At 62.8% G+C, this 16,718-nt stretch carries 18 protein-coding genes; 14 read left to right on the top strand and 4 right to left on the bottom strand.

The features are described 5' to 3' along the window. Positions 1–88: 88 nt before the first annotated feature. The 8 genes from JQ624_RS20870 (at position 89) to JQ624_RS20835 (ending at position 8,927) form a co-directional block, all read left to right on the top strand. Complete coding sequence (locus tag JQ624_RS20870; protein WP_212420793.1) at positions 89–1,369, top strand: ISAzo13 family transposase; 1,281 nt, start codon at positions 89–91, stop codon at positions 1,367–1,369. Positions 1,370–2,296: 927 nt separating this feature from the next. After that, positions 2,297–3,445, top strand: a complete 1,149-nt coding sequence (locus tag JQ624_RS20865; protein WP_212420792.1) for a thiolase domain-containing protein — start codon at positions 2,297–2,299, stop codon at positions 3,443–3,445. Beyond that, positions 3,445–3,834, top strand: a complete 390-nt coding sequence (locus tag JQ624_RS20860; protein WP_212420791.1) for a Zn-ribbon domain-containing OB-fold protein — start codon at positions 3,445–3,447, stop codon at positions 3,832–3,834. Before JQ624_RS20865 ends, JQ624_RS20860 begins: the two co-directional genes overlap by 1 nt. Positions 3,835–4,035: 201 nt before the next feature. Then, a complete protein-coding gene (locus tag JQ624_RS20855) occupies positions 4,036–4,896 on the top strand; it encodes a MaoC/PaaZ C-terminal domain-containing protein (RefSeq protein WP_212420790.1) in 861 nt (286 codons plus the stop codon). Between the two features lie 130 nt (positions 4,897–5,026). Further along, positions 5,027–5,908, top strand: coding sequence for an SDR family oxidoreductase (locus JQ624_RS20850; protein ID WP_212420789.1), 882 nt, complete (start codon positions 5,027–5,029; stop codon positions 5,906–5,908). 84 nt (positions 5,909–5,992) lie between these two features. Continuing rightward, the gene (locus JQ624_RS20845) at positions 5,993–6,949 is read left to right on the top strand and encodes a dihydrodipicolinate synthase family protein (RefSeq protein ID WP_212420788.1); all 957 of its coding nucleotides are present in this window, start codon (positions 5,993–5,995) and stop codon (positions 6,947–6,949) included. A 126-nt stretch (positions 6,950–7,075) separates the two neighbouring features. Further along, complete coding sequence (locus JQ624_RS20840) at positions 7,076–7,876, top strand: NUDIX hydrolase (RefSeq protein ID WP_212420787.1); 801 nt, start codon at positions 7,076–7,078, stop codon at positions 7,874–7,876. Positions 7,877–8,003: 127 nt separating this feature from the next. Next, the gene (locus JQ624_RS20835; RefSeq protein ID WP_212420786.1) at positions 8,004–8,927 is read left to right on the top strand and encodes a DMT family transporter; all 924 of its coding nucleotides are present in this window, start codon (positions 8,004–8,006) and stop codon (positions 8,925–8,927) included. Positions 8,928–8,934: 7 nt separating this feature from the next. On the opposite strand, the gene JQ624_RS20830 is transcribed toward JQ624_RS20835, so the two are convergent. Beyond that, entirely contained in the window at positions 8,935–9,102 is a 168-nt protein-coding gene (locus JQ624_RS20830) for a hypothetical protein (RefSeq protein ID WP_212420785.1), read from the bottom strand. 340 nt (positions 9,103–9,442) lie between these two features. On the opposite strand from JQ624_RS20830, the gene JQ624_RS20825 reads away from it, so the two are divergent. Both JQ624_RS20825 and JQ624_RS20820 read left to right on the top strand, forming a co-directional pair. Continuing rightward, positions 9,443–12,124: a PAS domain S-box protein gene (locus tag JQ624_RS20825; protein ID WP_212420906.1), complete on the top strand. Its 2,682-nt coding sequence runs from the start codon at positions 9,443–9,445 to the stop codon at positions 12,122–12,124. Positions 12,125–12,135: 11 nt separating this feature from the next. Next, positions 12,136–12,489 (top strand): cupin domain-containing protein, encoded by a 354-nt coding sequence (locus tag JQ624_RS20820; protein WP_212420784.1) that lies wholly within the window; start codon positions 12,136–12,138, stop codon positions 12,487–12,489. A 48-nt stretch (positions 12,490–12,537) separates the two neighbouring features. Here the strand turns inward: JQ624_RS20820 and JQ624_RS20815 are convergent, their stop codons facing one another. Beyond that, complete coding sequence (locus tag JQ624_RS20815; protein WP_212420905.1) at positions 12,538–12,888, bottom strand: GrlR family regulatory protein; 351 nt, start codon at positions 12,886–12,888, stop codon at positions 12,538–12,540. A 236-nt stretch (positions 12,889–13,124) separates the two neighbouring features. Here JQ624_RS20815 and JQ624_RS20810 point away from each other — a divergent pair, with 236 nt between their 5' ends. Further along, a complete protein-coding gene (locus JQ624_RS20810; RefSeq protein ID WP_212420904.1) occupies positions 13,125–13,574 on the top strand; it encodes a hypothetical protein in 450 nt (149 codons plus the stop codon). Positions 13,575–13,622: 48 nt separating this feature from the next. Here JQ624_RS20810 and JQ624_RS20805 read toward each other — a convergent pair whose 3' ends face one another. After that, positions 13,623–14,018, bottom strand: a complete 396-nt coding sequence (locus tag JQ624_RS20805) for a VOC family protein (protein WP_212420903.1) — start codon at positions 14,016–14,018, stop codon at positions 13,623–13,625. A gap of 269 nt (positions 14,019–14,287) precedes the next feature. Between JQ624_RS20805 and JQ624_RS38645 the strand changes: the two genes are divergently transcribed. Continuing rightward, positions 14,288–14,890, top strand: a complete 603-nt coding sequence (locus JQ624_RS38645) for a hypothetical protein (RefSeq protein ID WP_249129961.1) — start codon at positions 14,288–14,290, stop codon at positions 14,888–14,890. Positions 14,891–15,030: 140 nt separating this feature from the next. Then, positions 15,031–15,510, top strand: a complete 480-nt coding sequence (locus tag JQ624_RS20795; RefSeq protein ID WP_212420783.1) for a hypothetical protein — start codon at positions 15,031–15,033, stop codon at positions 15,508–15,510. A 19-nt stretch (positions 15,511–15,529) separates the two neighbouring features. Here JQ624_RS20795 and JQ624_RS20790 read toward each other — a convergent pair whose 3' ends face one another. Continuing rightward, the gene (locus JQ624_RS20790; protein WP_212420782.1) at positions 15,530–15,898 is read right to left on the bottom strand and encodes a hypothetical protein; all 369 of its coding nucleotides are present in this window, start codon (positions 15,896–15,898) and stop codon (positions 15,530–15,532) included. Positions 15,899–16,284: 386 nt separating this feature from the next. Between JQ624_RS20790 and JQ624_RS39340 the strand changes: the two genes are divergently transcribed. Next, on the top strand, positions 16,285–16,503 hold the full coding sequence (locus JQ624_RS39340; protein ID WP_212420902.1) for a cupin domain-containing protein: 219 nt from the start codon (positions 16,285–16,287) through the stop codon (positions 16,501–16,503). Positions 16,504–16,718 lie beyond the last annotated feature (215 nt).

Raw genomic sequence — 16,718 nt, 5'->3', positions numbered from 1 at the left:
CGGAATGTTGGGCGCGCTTCTGCCTTCGCTCGTTGAGTTACGGCGGACAAGTCGCTTTGCCCGCTCTACGACGCTCAGGCGGTGAACAATGCACGTGGAATTTCCCGCCAGCCAGACAGCAGCAATCCGCCAACTGGAAAGGGGAGGAGCGATCGTGACAAATCACTCCGACATTCTCAAAAGATGGCGAGTACTCAGTCCCTACTTAGACCGACGGCAGCAGGCTTGTTGGGCCGCGGCAGAGACCTTGGTGATCGGTCCTGGCGGCTGTCTCCTGCTGGCCAGTGTAACCGGTATCGCGGCCTCGACGATATCGGCGCAGAGATGCCAAATGAGACTCACCGAAGCTGCGCAGGCTGGAAGTCTGATACGGAGCAGAGCCCTTGGCTCCGGCAGAAAACTGACTGAAGTAAGCGATCCTGACATAGAGCGCGTTCTTCAGCAAATGCTTTCAGAGGAAACCGCCGGTGATCCAATGAACCTTCAAAGATGGGTGCGTAGCAGCACCCGAAATCTCAGTAAGCGTCTCGCAGAGCAAGGCCATCCAGTTTGCTATCGTACCGTCGCGCGGTTGCTTCACAAAATGGGATATTCTTTGCAAGCTGCCAAGAGAAGGCAAGCAGGAGCAGAGCACCCCGACCGCGATAGGCAGTTCAAACACATCGCTTTGCTTAAAGCCAAGTTCCTTGGCGAAGGGCTTCCCGTCATAAGCATCGACACAAAAAAGAAAGAGCTAATCGGAAACTACCGGCCAGAGGGGAAAAGCTGGCGCAGGCAGCCTATTGAGGTCGAAGACTCTTTCTTCGCCAGTTATGCGAAATGCATAGCGGTACCGTTTGGGATTTACGATGTCGCTAAGAATGTTGGGTACGTAACTGTTGGAACGTCTGGAAACACAGCCGAGTTCGCCGTGAACTGTTTAGTGAACTGGTGGAAGCATCATGGCCGGTCTGCCTATACACCTGCCGACCGGTTGCTAATTCTTGCCGACGGAGGCGGAGGCAACGGATACAACCTTCGAACCTGGAAAATGGATCTACAAGAGAAGATATGTGACGCATTCGGGTTGAGTGTAACCCTGTGTCATTACCCGCCAGCTTGTTCCAAATGGAACCCCATCGAATACCGGCTGTTCAGCCATATCAGCCTGAACTGGGCAGGCCAGCCTCTTCGCAATCTCGATGTGATGCTCGCTTTCATCAGGGGGACGACAACAACCGCCGGTCTAAAGGTTGAAGCCTATCGCGACGAGCAAATTTACCGAAATGGTCGCAAGGTAACGGAAGCACAATTGAGGGGACTCGCACTGTCCGAGGATGACATCTGTCCACGCTGGAATTATACGCTCGCCCCGCGTCTCACTCGCTGACTTTCTGCTCTTCATCTCCCTTTTCGGGAAATGCTTTTGTTCGGGTTTGCCATGAAAAGGTATCTGCCTTGCTCTCGCCTGTCGCCCATCGGGCAAATCAACGAGCGTTTGGGTGCGTGACTGCGCTGACAGCAGACCAAGAAGCGGTGAAAATACTTTGCGTCCAGAAACGAATTTCGCCAGACATTTCAACGTGATTTGGGTCGTCCAGATTGCGCGGTAAAAATATATCGCTTCTCATTTCCCCCAAATCAGCTCCATCTTCGCGCCATCCCGCCTCATCGAAGAGGGGCGTACGCGTCGTCACGATACGTGGAGTGCGGGGAGCGGTGGACGCGAGGCGCCCGCGCGCGCGAGGCATTGCAGGGCGGCCTTAAGCTTTGTCTTGGGGCTGTGAGCGATTGATCCGCGCAGGACGAGCGGCGTTATTGCGTACGGCAAAAGCGTGTGGTTCTGGCACCCGTGGCTGGTGTCAAGCTGGCGGAGGCTGTTCGAATCCAACCGGGTTCGTTGAGCCGTCAATCCGGCAGCGACGGAGGCAAGAGGAATTCGTCTCCGGGGAGAGCGCGCCATAAGCCGTCAAACCATTGCGCAGGGAAGGCCGGATGCTCTCCGCTGGACCTGTATGCTCGTGTGCGCACTTCTTTGTGCACATTGCACACGAGACCGCGGGTGCAGCGCGCACCCGGTCTTCCCTGCGCCCTCTCATTCTGGAGGGGGCAAGCGGTCAGTACAACTCGGGCGCGCCGCGCCGCGAGAACGCGCTGGCATATCCGCATCCCCGGCCTGATACGATTTCCGCCGATAATCATCCCGAGTTGAGTCCAGTCGCTACCGTCTCGCCCTGCGGAATATTTCGGCGCTTGCCAAGGGGGCGGCGACAGGCCAGAAAAAAACCTGGAAGAAGAAACGCCAACGGAGAACCATTTGACCATCAAGGGCAAAGCCTACATTGCCGGGATCTACGAGCATCCCACCCGGCACGCACCCGACAAATCAACCGCGCAGTTGCACGCCGAGGTCGCCAAGGGCGCGATCGAAGATGCCGGGCTCACCAAAGCCGACATCGACGGCTATTTCTGCGCCGGTGACGCCCCCGGCGGCCTCTGGCCGATGGTCGATTACCTCGGGTTGAAGGTTCGCCATATGGATTCCACCGAGACCGGCGGCTGTTCCTATTTGATCCATCTCGGCCACGCGGCGGAGGCGATCGCGGCGGGCAAATGCTCGATCGCGCTGGTCACGCTGGCCGGCAAGCCGCGCACCGGGCCGATGCCAGCGCGCGCCGCCGGTGCGGAAGCCGATTTCGAGGCGGCCTATGGGGCGACCACCCACAATGCCTACGGCATGTGTGCCATGCGCCATATGCACGACTATGGCACCACCAGCGAACAACTCGCCTGGATCAAGGTCGCGGCCTCCCATCACGCCCAGTACAACCCGCACGCGATGCTGAAGGATGTCGTTACCGTCGAGGATGTCATCAACTCGCCGATGATCTCGGACCCGCTGCACCGGATGGATTGCTGCGTCGTCACCGACGGCGGCGGCGCGATGATCGTGACCACGGCGGAAATCGCCAAAAGCCTGAAGAAGCCGCTGGTGCGGCTGATCGGCCATGGCGAGGCGATGAAGGGCCCGCGCGGCGGCAAGGATATCGACCTCACTTATTCCGCCGGCGTCTGGTCCGGCCCGCGCGCCTTCGAGGAGGCGGGTATTACCCCGAAAGATATCAAGTACGCCTCGATCTATGACAGCTTCACCATCACCGTGCTGATGCAGCTCGAAGACCTCGGCTTCTGCAAGAAGGGCGAGGGCGGCAAGTTCGTCTCCGACGGCAATCTCATCTCGGGCGTCGGCAAGCTGCCGTTCAACACCGATGGCGGCGGTCTTTGCAGCAACCACCCCGTCAATCGCGGCGGCATGACCAAAATCCTCGAGGCGGTCCGCCAATTGCGCGGCGAAGCCCATCCGAAGGTGCAGGTGCCGAACTGCGATCTCGCGATCGCCCACGGCACCGGCGGACTTCTCGGCGTGCGTCACGCCGCCTCAACCTGCATTCTGGAGCGCGTGTGATGGCTGAATCGAAAAAATATCCGGCGCCGGTGACCAATCCCGAGACCGCGCAGTTCTGGGAAGCGGCCAAGGCCGGCAAGTTCATGATCAAGCGCTGCACCGCCTGCGGCGAGCCGCACTACTTCCCGCGCTCGATCTGCCCGTTCTGCTTCTCCGACAAGACGGAGTGGGAGGAGGCTTCCGGCGAGGCCACGATCTACACCTACAGCCTGATGCGCAAATCGCCGACCGGGCCATACGCGATCGCCTATGTCACGCTGAAGGAAGGCCCGTCGCTGCAGACCAACATCGTCGATTGCGATCTAACGAGCCTGAAGATCGGCCAGAAGGTGAAGGTGGTGTTCAAGCCGACCGACGGCGCACCATTGCCGTTTTTCACGGCGGCCTAGAGTCTTTCCCTTCTCCCCGTCTGGGAGAAGGTGGCGCGAAGCGCCGGATGAGGGGTTCTCTCCACGAGAGAGATGTGTCTGGAGGGCCAACCCCTCACCCAAACGAGTTTGAGGCGCTGCCAGCGTAGCCCTCTCCCACAAGTGGAGAGGGCGCTGCAATTGGCGCCGCTGAAGAAGAAAGTTCGGGAGAGGAACTAGTACATGCCGATCAATTACGAACAGCTCATGGCCCTGAAAAATCTCGGCCAGAAATACGCCTATACCGACCGCGAAGTGATGCTCTACGCCTACGGGATCGGCATGGGCGCCGATCCGATGGACGAGAACGAACTGGCCTACGTCAACGAGGGCACCTTGATCCCGCGTCCCCTCAAGGTCGTACCGACCTTCGCCTCGGTGGCCGCGTGGGGTGCAGGCCCCGGCGAGATGAATCTGAACCGCGTGATGGTGGTCGACGGCGAGCGCGACATCACCTTCCACAAGCCGCTGCCGAGTGCGGCCAAGATCACCGCCGACTCGACCGTGCTCGACGTCTTCGACAAGGGCAAGGACAAGGGCGCGGTTATCCGGCACCAGACCGTGCTGAAGGACGAGAACGGCGAGAAGCTCGCCACGCTGGTGGCCTCGCGTTTTGCGCGCGGCGATGGCGGCTTTGGCGGACCGTCCGAAGGCCAGCCCGAGCCGCACAAGGTGCCGAGCCGGACGCCCGACAAGATCATCGACATCACCACGCGGCCGGACCAGGCGCTGGTCTATCGCCTCTGTGGCGATCGCAATCCGCTGCACTCCGATCCCGAGTTCGCCAGGAAGGCCGGCTTTCCGCGGCCGATCCTGCACGGCATGTGCACCTACGGCATCACCTGCCGCGGCGTGCTGCAGACCTACGCCGACTACGATCCGTCCGCCTTCAGACAGCACGTCGCGCGGTTTTCATCGCCGGTCTTCCCCGGTGAGACCGTGACGATGGAATTGTGGAAGGACGGCAACGTCGTCTCGTTCGAAGCCAAGGTGAAGGCGAGGGGCGTCACGGTCATCAAGAGCGGCAAGACGGTGCTGGGTTAATACCACCGTCATTCCGGGGCGATGCGGAGTATCGAACTATGGTGCGCAATTGCGCACCTGAGAATCTCGAGATTCCGGGTTCGCTTCGAGTCCCGGAATGACGGCAACTAATAAGAGGGAGAAAAACACCATGGGATTACTCGACGGCAAGGTCGCGATCATTACCGGTGCGGGCGGCGGGCTCGGTGAGGCCTACGCAAAGCTGTTCGCGCGCGAGGGCGCGGCGGTCGTGGTCAACGACCTCGGCGGGCCGCGCGACGGTTCAGGCGCCGACGTGTCGATGGCGCAGAAGGTGGTCAATGCGATCAAGGAAGAGGGCGGCCGCGCGGTCGCCAATGGCTCCGACATCTCGACCATGGCCGGCGGTCAGTCGGTGTTCGAGGACGCCATCAGGAATTTCGGCCGCGCCGATATCCTGGTCAACAATGCCGGCATCCTGCTCGACGAGACGTTTGCCAAGGCCAAGGAAGCCAACTGGGACAAGGTGATCAGGGTGCATCTCAAAGGCACCTTCTGCTGCACCCAGCCGGTGTTCAAATGGATGCGCGAAAACGGCGGCGGCGTCATCGTCAACACGTCCTCGACCTCGGGCCTGATCGGCAATTTCGGCCAGACCAATTATGGCGCCGCCAAGGGTGGTATCTGGGGACTGTCGAACGTGCTGGCGATCGAGGGCCGCAAGTACAATATCCGGATATGGACGCTGGCGCCGGGCGCGCTGACCCGCATGACCGCTGACCTGCCGCGCTATAAGGAAAACCCCGGCGCGGCGCTGGGGCCGGACGGCATCGCGCCGGCCGTGCTATACATGGTGAGCGACTTGTCGGGCGACCAGACCGGCAAGGTGCTCGGCGTCTCTGGCCCGCGCGGCGTGCGGGAGATGCGGATGATGGAAATGGAAGGCTGGACGCCGCCGTTTACGGGGTGGAAGGCTGAGGATATCGTTACCCACGCCAAGGAAATCTTCTTCTCCGAGGAGGATATCAAGAAGTCGGCGCGGCGATTCAAGTAAATGTCATCGCAGGAGCGATGCGTAGCATCGAACCCCAATGCGCAATTGCGCATTGTGGAATGACGAAAGGGATAGAGGCACTCGATGACAAATCTCACCGCCCAGGCCGCAGGCACTTTTGCGATCGCGCCGACCCCGTTTCACGATGACGGCCGCATCGACGAGAAATCAATCGACCGGCTGACCGATTTCTACGCCGAAGTCGGCTGTGATGGCGTCACTGTGCTCGGCATTTTGGGCGAGGCGCCGAAGCTCGACGCCGCCGAGGCCGAGCAGGTCGCGATCCGCTTCGTCAAGCGCGCCAAGAACATGCAGATTATTGTCGGCGTCTCGGCGCCGGGTTTTGCCTCGATGCGGTCGCTGGCGAAGGCGTCGATGGATGCAGGCGCCGCCGGCGTGATGATCGCGCCGCCGCCGCATCTGCGCACCGACGACCAGATCACGGGCTATTTCAAGCAGGCGCAGGAAGCGATCGGCGACGAGATTCCCTGGGTGCTGCAGGATTATCCGTTGACGCTCAACGTGATCTTTACGCCCGCCGTGATCCGCAAGATCGTGATGGACTCGCCGTCCTGCGTGATGCTCAAGCATGAGGACTGGCCGGGCCTGGAAAAGATCACCACGCTGCGCAACTTCCAGAAGGACGGCTCGCTGCAGCCGCTGTCCATTCTCGTGGGCAATGGCGGGCTGTTCCTCGATTTCGAAATGGAGCGCGGCGCTGACGGTGCCATGACCGGCTACGCATTCCCTGAACTATTGATCGACGTCGTCAAACTGTCGAAGGCCGGCAAGCGCGACGCTGCGCACGATCTGTTCGACGCGCATCTGCCGCTGATCCGCTACGAGCAGCAGCCCGGCGCGGGCCTGTCGGTGCGCAAATACGTGCTGCAGAAGCGCGGCATCATTTCGTCCAGCGCGCAGCGCAAGCCCGGCGCGACGATCACGGCAACCGCAAAGGCCGAAGTCGAGTATTTGCTGTCGCGGGTGGCGCGCGTCGACCGCCGCGCCAATCTGCAACCGCAATCCAGCGCGGCAGGCTAGAAGTCCCTCATGGTGAGGAGGCGCGAAGCGCCGTCTCGAACCATGAGGCCCCGCTTATTCCAATCATCCTTCGAGACGCGGCCCAAGGGCCGCTCCTCAGGATGAGGTCCCGAGGAGTAAACTGTTATGGCCGAAGCCGTCGCCCCGCGTCCCGCATCCACCATCCTGCTGCTGCGCGACAGCCCTGACGCTAAGGAGATCGAGGTCTTCATGATGGTTCGCCATTATGAGATCGACTTCAATTCCGGCGCGCTGGTGTTTCCCGGCGGCAGTGTCGACAAGGGCGACAAGGAGATCATCGCGATGCCCGAACTCTATTCGGGCGGTGAGGGGCTGGACGAGGCCACGCTCAGTTTCCGTATCGCTGCGATCCGCGAAACCTTCGAGGAGAGCGGTATCCTGCTGGCGCGGCCGAAGGGATCGAAAACGCTGGTCGATGCCAAGCGCGCCAGCGAGATCGAGGCGGCGCATCGCGCCGACCTCTGCGACAGCAAGATCAGCTTCCTCAAGGTGCTGATCGATAACGGCATGGTGCTGGCGCTCGACGAACTCGTGCCCTATGCGCACTGGATCACGCCGGAGGGCATGCCCAAGCGGTTCGACACCTGGTTCTTCCTCGCCGCCGCGCCGCCCGAACAGGTCGGCGCCCATGACGGCAAGGAATCCACCGATTCGATCTGGGTGTCGCCGCGCGAGGCGCTCGAAGGCGGCGAGACCGGTCGCTTCAAGCTGCCATTCCCGACCACGCGCAACCTGATCAAGCTCGGCAAGCAGGCGAGCGTGAACGCGGCGCTCGACGACTCCAGAGGCAAATCCGTCGTCACCGTGACGCCGGTGATGACCAAAAACAATGGCGGCCGCCAGCTCCGGATTCCCCTCGAGGCCGGCTATGACGGTGAGGTGTTCGAGGTCGGCTCGGTCGGCTGACGCGTCGGTCGCCGGAAGGCCCGGCCGGGGCGAAAGTTGCATCCACACTTCGGCGCACAACGAAGTATCGAGGGGCATCCGGCTGTAATGTCCGTCCCGGCATTGATCGAGACCGGGAAATACGGACATGGGCGATACTCATCCTCAGCGTATCAGCATGGCGACCGAACTGGCGCTGCTGCTCGCGCTCGCGACGTTCTGGGGGGCGTCCTACACCTTCATCCGGGTCGGGGTCGCGACCATCCCGCCGATCACCCTGATCGCGTGCCGCACGCTGATTGCCGGATTGCTGCTGCTGGCCATCATGCGCTGGCGCGGCGTGACAATGCCCGTTGATGCCGCGACCTGGCGACGCTTCCTGTTCCAGGCCTGCCTCAACAGCGTCATCCCGTGGACGATGGTCGCCTGGGGCGCGCAGGCGCTGGATGCGGGGGTGGCAACCATCCTCAACTCCACGGCGCCGATATTCACGTTTTTCCTGACGCTCGCCATCACGCGCCATGAGGCGGTGATGTCACGGAAGTTGCTCGGCGTCGTCGCCGGGATGGCCGGCATCTGCCTGATCGTCGGGGTGCAGGCGCTGTCCGGTTTTGGCGAGGAACTGACGGCTCAGATCGCGATGGTGCTTGCCGCCATCTGCTACGCAGGTGCGGCCATCCTCGGCCGGGGTTTTAGGGATCTCGATCCGATGGTGCCCGCGGCGGGGTCGTTGCTGTGCGGCGCGGCGCTCCTGGTTCCCGTGAGCCTGGTACTGGAGCGGCCGTGGACGCTGCTGCCGTCGACCGGTTCGATGCTGGCGCTGCTCGCGCTCGCGGTGTTCTCCACAGCGCTCGCCTTCGTGATCTATTTCCGCCTGATCCGGACCTTGGGATCGGTCGGCACCACGGCGCAGGCCTATCTGCGCGTGCCGATCGGCGTCGCGGTGGGCGTGGTTTTCCTCGGCGAGCAGTTGAGTTCTACCGCCTGGATCGGGCTCGCCTGTGTCGTCGTCGGTGTCGCCGCGATGACGATTCCGGCGCGGAAGGCGAGGCCGATCGGGGAGGCTGTCTGAACCGGCTTCACGTCCGGAAGGCATCGACCAGCGTCTGGTCCTGGTCGTAGACCCAGCATTCGGAAAGCAGTCCGTCGTGCACGGTGTACACCAGCAAGCGCTCCAGTTCGGCTGATCTGCCGTCGCGCTCGAAACGCTCGCGGACCAGCAGCGCACCGCGCTCGGTTCCGGCCATGATATCGACGATGGTGAGCAGCCGGCGATTGGTGCGCCTTGTGACCTCGGCGAGGATGCCGGCGGGCCCACCGGCTGACGGCCTTGGCGGCGCGGGCTGGCCTGTCGCTGGCGGAGACGGGGGTGCCGTTGCGGCGTTACCGCATCTGGAACCGGATGGGCGCGGCGATTTGCGCCAGCGGTGAGGGCGCCTCCCTGACGGAAGCGGCCCACGCCGCCGGCGATCCGTTCGGGGCCGAGGAATCCGGCTTATATACCGCCATTAACCACCGGCCGGCATGTTCCCCATGGCCCGAAATACATCGTATATTGCGCCCGACAGGAGCCCGGCCCCGACCAACATGACCGCTGAAACGCCGCCGAATTCGCCGCCGCCGCGATCGTTCTCGCTTTCGATCGGCCAACTGACATTCGGCAGTTTCATGCTGGTGCTGGCGGTGATCATCATCACCTCGACCGCCAGCGTCATCGCCATCCGCCACATCGATTCGACCTTTGCCGAGCTGCAACGGCTGCAGAGCGTCGGCGATCTGGCCGAGGACATCGACCGCCGGATGAACGAATTGCGGCTCGCAGCGCGGGATTTCGTCACGGACCCTGGCAGCCAGTCGCTCCAGGTCGGCGAAGCCGCGACTACGCTCAGCGAGGTCCTGAAGAAGACGCGGCTGGAACTCGCTCCCGAGCAGCAGGATATGATCGACGGCGTATCCGAGCGCCTGTCGACCTACCGCAGCGGAATCGAGCGCATTTCCGCGCTGATCAACCGCCGCGCCGAAATGATCGTCACGTTGCCGCCTTTGCGCGAAAAATTCGATACTGCGATCGCCGAAGCGTCCGATCCCCAGATGGCGATGGCCCTGTTGCAGACCCAGAGCCGCATCGCCTCGGCACTGCTGGCGCATAACCCCTCGGCTGCAGAACAAGCCGCGGAAAGCATGCGCTCGATGACGATCGCGGATCCGAATCTGCGCGCCGTCGTCGACGATTATGCGCTGGCGATCGTCAACATATCGATCCGCGAACGGCAGATCTCCGACATAGACAGGGAAGTGCTGGGCGCGGAGGGCCGCCTGATCCAGCGCGTGACGGAATTGTTGCGTGACGTCAGCGAGCGGCGGGGGCGCGTTCTCTCCCGCGATTTCGCCCGTACGCTGACCGAAGCCAAGTGGCAGAGCATCGTGCTTGGCACCGCCGGTGTCCTGATCGGGCTCTTTGCTTCGCTGCTGGTGGTTCGCCGCACCGTGCGTCCGCTTGCCGCGATCGCAAACTCGATTCGCGCGGTGGCCCGTGGTGAAAAGAGCGCCTCGATCCCGGCGACCGACGTGGATAACGAGATCGGCGACATTGCCCGCGCGGCCGAGGTGTTTCGCCAAACGCTGGTCGACGCCGACACGGCGCGCGAGGCGGCGGTGCGCGCGCTCGCCGAACAGCGGCTTGCCGAGGAAAGTTACCGCAAGCTGTTCGAGTCCTCGGTCGACGGAATTTACGTCACGACGCCCGGCGGCGCGCTGCTCAACGCCAACCCGGCGCTGGCGCGGATGATGGGCTATGCCACGCCGCAGGACCTGATCAACGGCATCGGCGACATCGCGGATACGGTCTATGTCCATCCCGAGGCGCGGGCGGAATACGAGCGGCTGATGCAGCGCGACGGCATGATCCGTGAGTATGAGTACCAGGTTCGCACGCGCAGCGGCTCGGTGCTGTGGCTCTCCGACAGCGCGAGCGCCGTGCACAACGAGGCCGGCGTCATCGTCCGCTACGAGGGAACGGTGCGCGACATTACCGACCAGAAGCGCGCCGAAGATGCGATCGCCGAAGGCCGCCGCTTGCTGCAAATGGTGATCGACACCGTGCCCGCGGTCATCAACGTCAAGGACAAGGAGCTCCGCTACGTCTTGATGAACCGCTATATGGCCGGCATTTTCGGGGTCGAGCCGGGGGATGCGATTGGCCGCACCACCGCCGAGCTGATGTCGCGCTACGGCGCCGAAAAGACCGACGAACCCGACAAGCGGGTGCTGGCGGTCGGCAAGGAACTCGGCTTCTACGAGGAGGAATACAAGGATGCGTCCGGCCATATGCGGCAATGGCTGGTCAACAAGCTGCCGATTCTGGATACGGCCGGCGAGATCGAGAACATCGTGACCGTTGCGCTCGACATCGGCGAGCGCAAGCGCGTCGAATCCGAGATGCGCAAGGCCAAGGACGCGGCGGAGGGCGCGTTGCGCAATCTGCGGGAGACGCAGAATTCGCTGATCGAAGCTGAAAAGCTCGCCGCCCTGGGACGGCTGGTGGCGGGCGTGGCCCACGAGGTTAACAACCCCGTCGGCATCAGCCTGACGGTTGCGTCGGCGCTGGAGCGCAAGACGTCGAACTTTGCAGCCGAGGTCGCCCGCGGCGAACTGCGGCGCTCCAGCCTGAATGATTTCCTCGAGACCAGCCGCGATGCGTCGTCGCAGCTGGTGGCCAACCTCAACCGCGCCGCCGAGCTGATCCAGTCGTTCAAGCAGGTCGCCGCCGACCGCAACTATTCCGACCAGCGATCTTTCGACCTCGGCGATCTCACCGAGCAGGTGGTGATGAGCCTGCGGCCCGGCCTGCGCAAACACAATCTGACTCTCAATGTCGAGTGCCAGCCCAATCTGATGATGAACAGCTACCCCGGTCCCTACGGACAGGTGCTCACCAACCTGTTCCTCAATTCGGTGGCGCATGCGTTCCCGGACGGCAAGCCCGGCACGGTCGATATCCAGGTGCGGGAGTCCGGCAAGGACAATGTCGAGATCATCTTTTCGGATAACGGCATCGGCATGAGCCTCGACGTCCGCCGCCGCGCCTTCGATCCGTTCTTCACCACGCGTCGCGACCAGGGCGGCACCGGGCTCGGGCTGCACATCGTCTACAGCATCGTGACGACACGGCTCGGCGGCCGGCTTGATCTCGATTCGCAGCCGGGCGGCGGCACGCGAATCCAGATGATCCTGCCGCGCATCGCGCCGCTGGAACAGGCGGCGGAATAGTGGAGCCATCGATGACCGACGGTATCGATCTGACGGAGAAACTGTCGACGTTCTCCGAGCACTGGTCGCCCCGCACCGTGACGCAATTCAACGGTTGCGATGTCATGGTGGTGAAGGTGAAAGGCGAATTTGTCTGGCACCATCATGATGACACGGACGATTTCTTTCTGGTCCTGAAGGGCAAGCTGGACATTCAGCTTCGCGATCGAACGGTCACGCTCGGGCCGGGACAGATGTACGTGGTGCCGAAAGGCGTCGAACATCGCCCCGTCGCGAGAGACGAAGTCCATCTCTTGCTGATCGAGCCAACCGGCACGCCCAACACCGGTGACGTCGCAACGGCTGCCCCGCGCAGAACCGCCTGATGACGAGGCGAAGTGATTCTGCGTGGCGGCTTGCTTCCGCGCCGTCGGCTAGTTCACGTCCGCCAGTTTGTGCAGCGTGGCGCCGAAGATTTGGCTGGCTTTGCCGACGAGCGCGGTTCCATTCATGCTGCCGCGGGTGTCGGTGAAGGTTCCGGATACGCCGATGCCGACCGGATTGGGTCCGCCGAACAGCGGATTGTCATTGTCGCGCGGGGTGGTGTGGCGCTGCACCAGGACCTCGCCTTTGAAGGTATCGCCCTTCACGGTGTAGCTGCCGGTATAAAACAGATAGGCGTCGCCGCCGAGAATCTGGCCATCCCGGAACAGAATGACGCCGCTGCCCTTGCCGATGCGCCCATCCAGCAGGGTGACGTGGATCGAATAGAGCCCGTTCTTCATGACGTCCCAGATGCCGGCCGCCGCGCCCACGGAAGCCGGTCAAGGATTTATGCCAAAGCGTGGCACGCACCGTCAACGCGTCAGGTTGCCTGCCTATTCCCGCACAGGAAGCAAATGCGAATCGTACCACCCCGGGGTGACACGAGGATAACGGACGGTGGACCGAACCAAGTTGGCCCGTGAAATGCATGGCTTGGTTTGGCACCGGCCGGCGGGTGCTGGAGCAAGAGAAACAGGTGACCAACTGGATGAATTCCGGCGGCCACGCGCCGCGCCCACACGCTGAAAACAGCAACCATGAAACCACCGGCCGTCATCGCGCGCGCCGCTGGAAAAAGCCGCTGATCGTTGGCGGGCTGCTGTTGATGTTGCCGCTGGCCTCCGCTCCCGGCGTGGCCCGCGATCCCGACGGCCGCTATGCCAACTCGCCGATGAAGCAGTGGTTCGACAGTCTCAGAAGCGGGAAGGGACCGTGCTGTTCCGACGCGGACGGATATGCGCTGAGCGATGTTGATTGGGAGTCCGGCAACGGGCATTACCGCGTTCGCATCGACGGCGAGTGGCATGACGTGCCCGACGACGCCGTGATCACCGAACCGAATCGCGTCGGCCGAACCATGGTCTGGCCGATCCGTGGTTATCAAGGATTGAGCATCCGCTGCTTCATGCCGGGCAGCATGACCTAGCGCGCGAGCACCGCACCAGATCGATCGCCATACTCCGCGAAAGTGGAGTCAGGCGTATTTCTTGTCGCGCTCCAGAAGCTCGATCGAAATGCCCTGCGGCCCGCGGATGAAGCAGATGCGAACGCCGGGCCGGATGGTGGTCGGCTCCTTCGTGAACTCGACGCCCTTGGCCTTGATCTCGGCGGCGACCGCATCGATGTCTTTCACGGTCAGGCCGAAATGGTCGAGACCCTGATAGGGCGTCACGGGCGGGCTGTTGACGCCGTCGCCGGCGGTGACCGGCGCAATGAACACATTGGCGCCGCCGAGCTTGACGTCGATCCGCCCCGGGCCACGGACGATCTCGCCGCCCAGAATGTCTTCCAGCCAGGCCGCGGTTGCTTCGGGATCGGGGCTGCGCAGATGGACGTGATCCCAAGTAACTGCCCAATTGACGGTCGGCATTTTGGTCTCCCCATTATTGTTGTTGCGGCGCTCAAGGCCGGTTGCGGCGCGGCCAATGTAGCCGCCGCGCATCCGCAATTCCATCCCGGTCGCGCCGCCGCCGCAATATTGTCGAGGTGGCATGAAACCATTTCTGCTCTGGGTGATTGTTGAGGAGCGGCGAGATCCGTAGAGCGGCGGTCGTGACAGAAGCCGTACGGGAAACGCTCGTAGGGCTTTTTTCATGCGCGGCACGGCAAACGCCGGCGCTGCCGGGTGAGGGCGCGGCTATGAGAATCGCCGGGTGGTCGTTCGGAAAGTCCAAAGCACGGCGCGCCGTGCTTCCGGCCATCGCCATCGCCGGCTGCGCCATATGGTTGATGCTCCCGCAAGCAAGCGACGCCGAGAGCCATTCCACCGCGACGTCGCCTGAAGCTACCCGCGTCACGCAAGATGCATCCCGCAACGACGACACGGCCGGGGTCCAGGCGACCCTGTCGAGCCCGGCGCCATCAGCTGTTTCCCCCGACGCCAATCCGGCATCGGCCGCTGCCGCGCCTCTCGACATCGCGCCGCCGGAAACGGTAGCGCCCGCCCAGTCGCCGCTCGACGGCCTGAAAATTGTCTCGCAGTCGTGGCGAAGGGGCGGGCTCGGCTCGAAAGCGGTGGTCACCTTCACGCTCCGCAACGCCAATGACTACGCGGTGAGGGATATCGAAATCGCCTGCACCTTTGCCCGCCGGGACGGCAGCCATCTGACCGACCGCAGGCGTATCATTCCCGATACCGTGAACATGAAGAGCCGGAAGCGCTACGCCGGCATGCTGGTCGGGTTCGTCAACGTCAACGCAAATAAGGCGAAATGTTCAGTAGTGACGGCCAGCCGAATTTAACCTTGTGCGGCCGAACTCGCGTTCCGCCCCCGAAAATGTGACCTGCGTCTTTGAACCTTGCCGGTTGACCAGGAACTAATTGCTATATCGCCCGTTGGGTGATTGAACCGTGCGATGCTCGCGCGGGGGGAGCGAGACCGATGCCCGTAGCGCGTTATTTCCTTTTTGTCGGCGGAGTGCTGCTCGCGCTGTTGTTGGCGATCGATGCGCTCGTCCCGCAACAGACCATCGTGGCCAGCCAGGCCGCTCCTTCGGTCAACAAGACGGTGGTGCGCATTCGCTCCGACCAGAAGCTGCCGGAGCGGGTGGTTTACGACACCAGCCTTCCGACCATTGTTCCGCCGGCGGCCATGACGGCCCAAGTGACGGCCCCGGTCGTTGCGCCATCCGCGCCTGCCGTGGCCTCGGTCGATGCCGCCGCCCAGGCCCGTGTGCGGGAGACCTTTGCCCAGTACGTCCCGGCCGAGGCGAAGAAGCCCGAGCCTCAGGTTCAGCGCAAGCGCAAGATCGCCAAGAGCCGCCCGGCGCCGCCGATGCAGATCGCCCAGCCGCAAATGCGGGTCGCGCAGCAGTCGCATTTCGGATTTTTCGGCGGCCCGAACTGGAACAGCACCTGGTAAGGTGCGCCGCCTGATCTAGTTAGCGCGGCAGCTTCGGAACCTTATCCGCAAAACCGTTGTAGCAGGTCAGCCGTTCGTCTTCCTCCTTGAGGAAGCGGCAGTCATTGACGCCCTTCGCCGCCGGCGCCTTTGGCTTGGGCTGCGGCGCATAAATGGCGTCGTAGCAATTCAGGCGTTCCTTGGTCGCATCGTCGATGTCCTGGCAGGCATGCAACTTCTGAGCGACCGACAACGGTTTTTCTTTTTCCTTCTTGCCCGCCGCCGGCTTCTTCGACCCGACCACAACCAGCGGTTTGCCGCCGATGGTCGGAGGATTGGCAGGGGCTGCCCCCTGAGCCAGCGTCGCCGCCGGATACAGGATCGCCAGCGTCAGGATGATCTTTCTCATGTCGAAATGTCCGAATAGCCGTGAGCCGAACGAGCGCGCCCGGAGAGACCAGAACTCCCGATCCTCGGAATCGAAATCCCGCTGCGCGCCTGCGTTCTCTAGCACCATCCCCGAGTGTCTGTCTAACCTGTTGATTTAATGGCCATTCAATTGAGCCCGCGACGGCCCGGGGGGTGGCCGGACCTTGCTTGGCGTCCCGGTTGCCTCGGGACGCGGCGGCTCATAGCCGGCACACCCCATCCGCCAGAGCATCATGTCCGATCCGCAACGCCGGGAGTTTCTGGCCGCCGCAGGCATTGCCTCGCTGGCAGCGCTGGGCGGAGCCCAGCCGGCCGCCGGTGGCGATCCGAGTTTCATGAACAAACCCAACGCTCGCGGGCAAGGATCTGCCGACCTTCAAATTCGCGCTGGAGAAATCGGACGGCAAGGTCATCGGCAACAGTTACGGCAAGGAGGCAACCGTCGCACAACTGCCGATCTCCAAGGGGATCGCCGGCGTCTCGATGCGGCTTGAGCCCGGCGCGATGCGCGAACTGCACTGGCATCCGAACGCCGACGAGTGGCAGTACGTCGTCGAGGGCAAGGTGGAACTGCGCGCATCCTGATCGGGTACAATGCCGGCATTTGCGAGACCATCGACCTGTCGCAATGAATCGCGGCAAATCCCAAGGATGTGCTCGCCACGAATTTCGGTCAGCCTGCGGACGTGTTTGGAAAATTCCCGGATCGCGACGTATTCATCGCCGGCAAGGATGCGGCCCGATTGGAGAGGGCCGCCAAGTGGGCATCAAGACGCCGACTGATCTCGCGGCGTAATCGT

The organism is Bradyrhizobium sp. AUGA SZCCT0283, assembly GCF_018130385.1.
GTDB lineage: Bacteria > Pseudomonadota > Alphaproteobacteria > Rhizobiales > Xanthobacteraceae > Bradyrhizobium.
The sequence above is the reverse complement of the archived record's forward strand: the minus strand, read 5'-3'. Positions and strand labels throughout refer to the sequence as shown.